This window comes from Mycobacterium sp., assembly GCF_044370595.1.
Taxonomy (GTDB): Bacteria; Actinomycetota; Actinomycetes; order Mycobacteriales; family Mycobacteriaceae; genus Mycobacterium.
On record NZ_JBILVF010000177.1, the window covers coordinates 1 to 6,519 of the forward strand.

Genomic DNA, 6,519 nt, shown 5'->3' on the forward strand with positions numbered 1-6,519 from the left:
CTCCCGGTCGCCGATGAGGTAGGCGAAGTTGCGCATCTGCTGGGCGATCACGTCGTCGGGGGCGAAGTCCCGACCGGAGAGCAGTTGGCGGAAATACAGACGGTCCGATGCCATGGACTCAGCGTAAGCGCGACACCCGCCGGCAGAACTCCACGACCGGCGCCACGAGTGCGGCAATCTGGGCCCCGATCCGGTCGAATACCTCCGGGTCCTGCCCGATCGGGTCCGGAACATCGAGGATCTGTTCGGCGCGCAGTTGTGGCCGCAAGCCGGCCAGTTCACCGATGTCAACGGGGTCGAACCGGGAAATCAGTTCCGCGGCCTCGGTGAGGGTGAAGGTCCGGCGGAGTTGGCGCGGTGCGATCTCGAGAACCGCGTCTCGGTGTTCTTTGGTCATGGTCAGAACCAGATCGGCCCCTGTAGCGATGGCCGGCTTGAGTTGGCGGGCTGCGAAGTCAGCCGGATCACCGCCCAACTCGACGAGAACGCGGGCGGCCTCCGGGTGCACGGGGTGGGCGATCACCGCACGGGTGCCGGCACTGGACGCCTGGAAGGCTGCTATCGGGTCCTGAGCGCTCAGTGCGGTTGCTAGCCGCTCTGCGGTCGGCGAGCGGCAGATATTGCCGGTGCAGACGAACAGAAGATGCACGTGCTGCTCCTGGGGTCGGGTGGTTCTGGCTGCCGCTATTGTTCAACGTCGGCCGCCAGCGTGCGGTCGACCCCAGAGGTTTGGTCGCCCCGCGCGCTACCCTGTACCCTTCTATCGGCCCGCAGCGCGGGTCTGGCCCCCTTAGCTCAGTCGGTAGAGCGTTTCCATGGTAAGGAAAAGGTCAACGGTTCGATTCCGTTAGGGGGCTCGGTGAACGCCTGTCGGAAAACCCACCGGCGTTCCCCCGCGGCGGTGTAGCTCAGCTGGTTAGAGCGCACGACTCATAATCGTGAGGTCGGGGGATCGAGCCCCCCCACCGCTACGCAGACGAACGATGAAAGAGAGCATTTGACGTGGCGTCCAGTACCGATGTGCGGCCGAAGATCACCTTGGCCTGTGAGGTGTGCAAGAACCGCAACTACATCACCAAAAAGAACCGCCGCAACGATCCCGATCGGCTCGAGATCAAGAAGTTCTGCCCGAACTGCGGCAAGCATCAGGCGCACAAAGAGTCCCGCTGACCTTGGCCCTCTCCCAGAAACTCGTCGGGACGCACTACCGGTACCCCGACTACTACCTGGTCGAGCGCGAGAAAGTCCGCGAGTACGCCAACGCCGTCAAAAGCACCGACTCCGCCTACCTCAGTGATGAGGCCGCCGCGGAGTTGGGTTACCGGGGCGTGGTGGCGCCGCTGACCTTCATCTCGGTGTTCGGCTACGACGCGCAGTTGGCGATGTTCGAATCCGCCGGCATCGGCATCACCGACAAGCAGATCGTTCAGGTGGATCAAGTACTGAAGTTCCTCAAGCCGGTGACCGCCGGTGACAAACTCTTCTGCGACGTATACCTGCACGAGATCCGGCAGGCCCACGGCACCGACCTCATCGTGACCAAGAACGTCATCACCAATCAGGACGGTGACGTGGTCCAGGAGAACTACACGACGCTCGCCGGGCGGAGTGATGAGAATGGAGAAAGTGGCTTCGACGATGGCACTACGTGAGTTCAGTTCGATCAAAGTCGGCGACGAATTGCCGGAACGGACCATCAACCTGACCCGGGCCGACCTGGTCAACTACGCCGGGGTGTCCGGAGACCTCAACCCGATCCACTGGGACGACGAGATCGCCAAGCAGGTCGGACTCGACACCGCGATCGCCCACGGCATGCTCACCATGGGCCTCGGCGGCGGTTACATCACCGAGTGGGTCGGTGACCCCGGCGCGGTGAGCGAGTACAACGTCCGGTTCACCGCCATCGTGCCGGTGCCCAACGATGGTGTGGGCGCCGACATCGTCTTCAACGGCCGGATCAAGTCCGTCGAGGAGGAGAACAAGACGGTGACCATCGCGCTCACTGGAACCCATAACGGCAAGAAGATCTTCGGTCGCGCCATCGCGATTGCAAAGCTGGCGTAGTCGTGGCGCTCAAGACAGATATCCGCGGCATGGTCTGGAAGTACCCGGATCCCTTCGTGGTGGGTCGCGAGCAGATCCGCCAGTACGCCAACTCGGTCAAGGCCCACGACCCGGCCAGCGTCGACCCAGAGGCCGCAGCGGCTATGGGGTACGACGGTTTGGTGGCGCCGCTGACGTTCGTGTCGATCATCGCGGTGATGACCCAGCGGCACTTTTTCCAGCACGTCGACGTGGGCTTCGAGACCATGCAGATCGTTCAGGTCGACCAGAAGTTCAATTTCCTGCGACCGATTGTCGAGGGCGACGTGGTGCGCGCCACGATGTACGTCGACTCTGTCGACGAGCGGTTCGGAGCCGACATCGTGACCTCACGCAACGTCCTTACCGACGACCAGACCGGCGAGGTCGTGATGATCGCCTACACCACCCTGATGGGCCATGAGGGCGAGAATTCGATCTCGGCCGGCTGGGATCCGGAGACCGGTCAGGTGCTGCGCAAGCCCGTCACCCACGATTAGTGGGGAACTGCGGTCTCGCGCTACACTCGAGCGTCGGGATTTCCCCACGTGAGCGCGCTGTCCGTCGGTTCGGCTGGACCGAATAGGGGAGCGCGCGAACTATGTGGGGTGAGTGCCGCCGGAAGGCAACACCGAGGGGCGTAGCTCAACTGGCAGAGCAGCGGTCTCCAAAACCGCAGGTTGCAGGTTCAAGTCCTGTCGCCCCTGCTCAACTGAATAGACTTGAGGGCACCTGGTGATGAGAAGCCCAGACCGACACGAAGGAGCATGCGGTGAGCGATGAGCGCGACAGTGCTGACGCCGCAGGCGACGGCGATCAGAACACCGCCGCACTGACCCAGCCACTGCGGCCGACCGGCAAACGGTCACGTCAGCGTTCGGGTGGCACAGCCCTGGCTGAGGTCGAGGACGACGAGACCGGCGACTGGGATCTCGACATCGACGAGGAAGCCGATCAGGAGAAGGCCCGCAAGGCGCTCAAGAAGGCCGGCAAAGACGGACCGACGCGCAATCCGTTCGTGTTCGTCTGGAACTACCTCAGGCAGGTCGTCGCCGAACTGCGCAAGGTCATCTGGCCCAACCGCAAGCAGATGGTGAACTACACCGCCGTGGTGCTGCTCTTCCTGGTCTTCATGGTCACCCTGATCGGCCTGGTCGACCTCGGGCTGGCCAGGCTGGTGTTGCTGATCTTCGGTGACAAGAGCGCCTGACCCGGGCCCACCTAGTTTTAGAGAGGACTGACTACCGTGACCACTCCCGAAAGCGACGCGCCCGCAGGCGACGCCGCCGTCGATGTGATCGACGACGCGGCGGCGGATGCTGCCGCTGCCGAGGAGGAACTCGATCCCGCCGAGGCCCTCAAGAAGGACCTGCGCAGCAAACCGGGCGACTGGTACGTCATTCACTCCTATGCCGGCTACGAGAACAAGGTGAAGGCCAACCTCGAAACCCGCGTGCAGAACCTCGACGTCGGCGACTACATCTTCCAGGTCGAGGTGCCCACCGAAGAGGTCACCGAGATCAAGAACGGCCAGCGCAAGCAGGTGAACCGCAAGGTGCTGCCCGGCTACATCCTGGTTCGGATGGACCTCACCGACGACTCCTGGTCCACCGTGCGCAACACCCCCGGCGTCACCGGATTCGTCGGCGCCACCTCACGACCGACCCCGCTGTCGCTGAACGATGTGGTGAAGTTCCTGCTGCCGCAGGGCGCGGCGAAAAAGGCCGCGCGGACCACGGCGACTGCCGCGTCATCCGAAGCCAGCCTGGAACGTCCGGAGATCCTGGTTGACTTCGAGGTCGGCGAGTCGGTGACCGTCATGGACGGCCCGTTCGCCACCTTGCCGGCCTCCATCAGCGAGGTCAACGCCGAACAACAGAAGCTCAAGGTGCTGGTCAGCATCTTCGGCCGCGAGACCCCCGTAGAACTGACCTTCAACCAGGTCGCCAAGATCTAATCGGGCTGCCAGCCCGCAGGAAAGGAACCCCGAAAGCCATGGCCCCGAAGAAGAAGAAGGTCGTCGGCCTCATCAAGCTGCAGATCCAGGCCGGGCAGGCCAACCCCGCCCCCCCGGTCGGTCCTGCGCTCGGCCAACACGGCGTGAACATCATGGAGTTCTGCAAGGCCTACAACGCCGCGACGGAAAACCAGCGCGGCAACGTCATTCCCGTCGAGATCAGCGTCTACGAGGACCGCAGCTTCACCTTCCAGTTGAAGACCCCACCGGCCGCCAGGCTGCTGCTCAAGGCCGCCGGTGTGCAGAAGGGTTCGGCTGAGCCGCACAAGACCAAGGTCGCCAAGGTGACCTGGGATCAGGTGCGCGAGATCGCCGAGACCAAGAAGGAAGACCTCAACGCCAACGACATCGACCAGGCCGCCAAGATCATCGCCGGCACCGCCCGGTCGATGGGCATCACGGTCGAGTAGTTTTCCGGCGCCACAGGCGCCGGCGTGGGAGGGCCCGCTTCGGCCCGACTGACCACACCCCAACAACCGATTGGATTAACCATGAGCAAGAAGAGCAAGGCCTACCGCGAAGCGGCCGAGAAGGTGGACCGCGACCGCCTCTATACGCCCTTGGAGGCGGCGAAGCTGGCCAAGGAAACCTCGTCGAAGAAGCAGGACGCCACCGTCGAGGTGGCCATCCGCCTCGGGGTTGATCCGCGCAAGGCCGATCAGATGGTGCGTGGCACCGTCAGCCTGCCGCACGGCACCGGTAAGACCGCCCGGGTCGCGGTGTTCGCGGTGGGGGAGAAGGCCGAGCAGGCGGTGGCCGCCGGCGCCGACGTCGTGGGCAGCGACGACCTGATCGAGAAGATCCAGGGCGGGTTCTTGGACTTCGACGCCGCGATCGCCACCCCGGACCAGATGGCGAAGGTCGGCCGGATCGCCCGGGTGCTCGGCCCCCGCGGTCTGATGCCCAACCCGAAGACCGGCACCGTCACCCCGGATGTGGCTAAGGCGGTCACCGACATCAAGGGCGGCAAGATCAACTTCCGCGTCGACAAACAGGCCAACCTGCACTTCATCATCGGCAAGGCGTCCTTCGACGAGAAGAAACTGGCCGAGAATTACGGCGCCGCCCTCGACGAGGTGCTGCGGGCCAAGCCGTCGTCGTCCAAGGGGCGTTACCTCAAGAAGGTGACCGTCTCCACCACAACGGGGCCGGGGATTCCGGTGGATCCGGCGGTGACGCGGAACTTTTCGGAGGAGTAGGAGCGGCTGAGGACTTTCAGCGGGCCGGAGCCCTCACCACCGCACCCTTTTGCCCGACCCGTTCAAACGGCAGACTGTGCCGAGCAATGAACTCCTCGTAGGCCTGGAGTGATCCGTCCCAGCTAGCTTCCCAGCTTTGCTGGGCGCACGCGCGCCCTACTCACTGAGCCCTGTACCTACCGCGCGACGCGGTTTGGCTCAGTACGCGCCAGAATGGGTGAAAAGTACCTTAGCCGTCTTCAGCGCAATAAGGAGGTCGCTGACCATCGACCAGTTCTCGACATAGAACAGGTCGAGTCGAACGGAGTCTTCCCACGACAGGTCGGAGCGTCCGCTGACCTGCCACAGCCCAGTAATCCCCGGACGCACCAACAGGCGGCGCTTAGCGTAGTCGGAATATGTCTTAACCTCTGAAGGCAGCGGTGGCCGCGGACCCACGACGCTCATCTCGCGGCGGAGCACGTTGATGAACTGGGGAAGTTCGTCAAGACTGTACTTGCGGAGGGTCCGCCCCACGGGTGTGACTCGTGGATCGTTCCGAATCTTGAACAGGACACCGCCTTCGCACTCATTCAGGTGCGCCAGTCCGTCCACCATGGAGTCTGCATCGGCAACCATGGTCCGGAACTTGATCATCTCGAAGGGACGGCCGTTCAGGCCGGTCCGTTCCTGACGGTAGAACACCGTGCCTTTGCTGGTGAGCTTGATGGCGACGGCGATGATGATTAGCAGGGGAAGCGTACACAGCAGTGCGGTGCTTGAGAACATCACGTCGAAGAGTCGCTTCTCAAAACGTTTCGCGCCGTGGTACTGCGGCTTTTCCAGGTAGATCAGCGGCAATCCGGCGACCGGACGTATCTGCAGTCGCGGGCCGGCCACGTCCACCACTCCGGGAGAAACCAGGAGGTCGACGTCCAACTTCTCCAGCTCCCAGGAGAGGTCCCGCATCCCGCGTCCGTCGAGATGCTCGGTCGCGGTGACTGCGACGGCCCTCCCGCCGGTGGCGGTCAGGGCCCCAACGACCGCCGACTCGTTGCCGAAAACGGGAATTGTGCCGGCCCCCGGTACTTCCAATGTCCCCTGTTCGGTAGCCCCGGTGATGCAGGCCCCGACAACCTCGAATCCTGACCACGGCTCGCGGGCCAGAGATTCCGACAGGTCACGGACCGCTGAGGGACTGCCGACCGCGAGTACGCGGGTGATGCACTTGCCCTCGTT

General features: G+C 63.7%; 10 protein-coding genes, 3 tRNA genes and 1 pseudogene. 11 read left to right on the forward strand and 3 right to left on the reverse strand.

Going from position 1 to position 6,519, the window contains the following annotated elements; genetic code table 11:
* Positions 1-114, reverse strand: a pseudogene (locus ADBZ5N_RS16555) (MBL fold metallo-hydrolase); the annotation flags it as partial.
* A 4-nt stretch (positions 115-118) separates the two neighbouring features.
* Positions 119-649, reverse strand: coding sequence for an arsenate reductase/protein-tyrosine-phosphatase family protein (locus ADBZ5N_RS16560; RefSeq protein WP_526259283.1), 531 nt, complete (start codon positions 647-649; stop codon positions 119-121).
* 135 nt (positions 650-784) lie between these two features.
* On the opposite strand from ADBZ5N_RS16560, the gene ADBZ5N_RS16565 reads away from it, so the two are divergent.
* The 11 genes from ADBZ5N_RS16565 (at position 785) to rplA (ending at position 5,301) form a co-directional block, all read left to right on the forward strand.
* A tRNA-Thr gene (locus tag ADBZ5N_RS16565) sits at positions 785-857 on the forward strand.
* 40 nt (positions 858-897) lie between these two features.
* Positions 898-971, forward strand: a tRNA-Met gene (locus ADBZ5N_RS16570).
* 31 nt (positions 972-1,002) lie between these two features.
* Positions 1,003-1,170, forward strand: a complete 168-nt coding sequence (gene rpmG, locus ADBZ5N_RS16575; RefSeq protein WP_509661854.1) for a 50S ribosomal protein L33 — start codon at positions 1,003-1,005, stop codon at positions 1,168-1,170.
* A gap of 2 nt (positions 1,171-1,172) precedes the next feature.
* Positions 1,173-1,652 (forward strand): (3R)-hydroxyacyl-ACP dehydratase subunit HadA, encoded by a 480-nt coding sequence (gene hadA / locus ADBZ5N_RS16580; RefSeq protein ID WP_526259285.1) that lies wholly within the window; start codon positions 1,173-1,175, stop codon positions 1,650-1,652.
* On the forward strand, positions 1,639-2,067 hold the full coding sequence (gene hadB, locus ADBZ5N_RS16585; protein WP_526259299.1) for a (3R)-hydroxyacyl-ACP dehydratase subunit HadB: 429 nt from the start codon (positions 1,639-1,641) through the stop codon (positions 2,065-2,067). Before hadA ends, hadB begins: the two co-directional genes overlap by 14 nt.
* A 2-nt stretch (positions 2,068-2,069) precedes the next feature.
* Positions 2,070-2,585 (forward strand): (3R)-hydroxyacyl-ACP dehydratase subunit HadC, encoded by a 516-nt coding sequence (gene hadC / locus ADBZ5N_RS16590; RefSeq protein WP_526259287.1) that lies wholly within the window; start codon positions 2,070-2,072, stop codon positions 2,583-2,585.
* Between the two features lie 134 nt (positions 2,586-2,719).
* Positions 2,720-2,792, forward strand: a tRNA-Trp gene (locus ADBZ5N_RS16595).
* 65 nt (positions 2,793-2,857) lie between these two features.
* Complete coding sequence (gene secE, locus ADBZ5N_RS16600; protein WP_526259289.1) at positions 2,858-3,295, forward strand: preprotein translocase subunit SecE; 438 nt, start codon at positions 2,858-2,860, stop codon at positions 3,293-3,295.
* 36 nt (positions 3,296-3,331) lie between these two features.
* Complete coding sequence (nusG, locus tag ADBZ5N_RS16605) at positions 3,332-4,042, forward strand: transcription termination/antitermination protein NusG (RefSeq protein ID WP_526259291.1); 711 nt, start codon at positions 3,332-3,334, stop codon at positions 4,040-4,042.
* A gap of 38 nt (positions 4,043-4,080) precedes the next feature.
* Entirely contained in the window at positions 4,081-4,512 is a 432-nt protein-coding gene (gene rplK / locus ADBZ5N_RS16610; protein ID WP_526259293.1) for a 50S ribosomal protein L11, read from the forward strand.
* 81 nt (positions 4,513-4,593) lie between these two features.
* Complete coding sequence (rplA, locus tag ADBZ5N_RS16615) at positions 4,594-5,301, forward strand: 50S ribosomal protein L1 (RefSeq protein WP_526259295.1); 708 nt, start codon at positions 4,594-4,596, stop codon at positions 5,299-5,301.
* Positions 5,302-5,499: 198 nt separating this feature from the next.
* On the opposite strand, the gene ADBZ5N_RS16620 is transcribed toward rplA, so the two are convergent.
* Positions 5,500-6,519, reverse strand: a 1,020-nt coding sequence (locus ADBZ5N_RS16620) for a sugar transferase (RefSeq protein ID WP_526259297.1), incomplete at its 5' end; no start/stop codon positions are given.

What these genes read in the sequence shown, in the direction of transcription:
- hadB (WP_526259299.1), top strand. Translation starts at nt 1,639, where the DNA reads ATGGCACTACGTGAGTTCAGTTCGATCAAAGTCGGCGACGAATTGCCG.
- rplK (WP_526259293.1), top strand. Translation starts at nt 4,081, where the DNA reads ATGGCCCCGAAGAAGAAGAAGGTCGTCGGCCTCATCAAGCTGCAGATC.
- rplA (WP_526259295.1), top strand. Translation starts at nt 4,594, where the DNA reads ATGAGCAAGAAGAGCAAGGCCTACCGCGAAGCGGCCGAGAAGGTGGAC.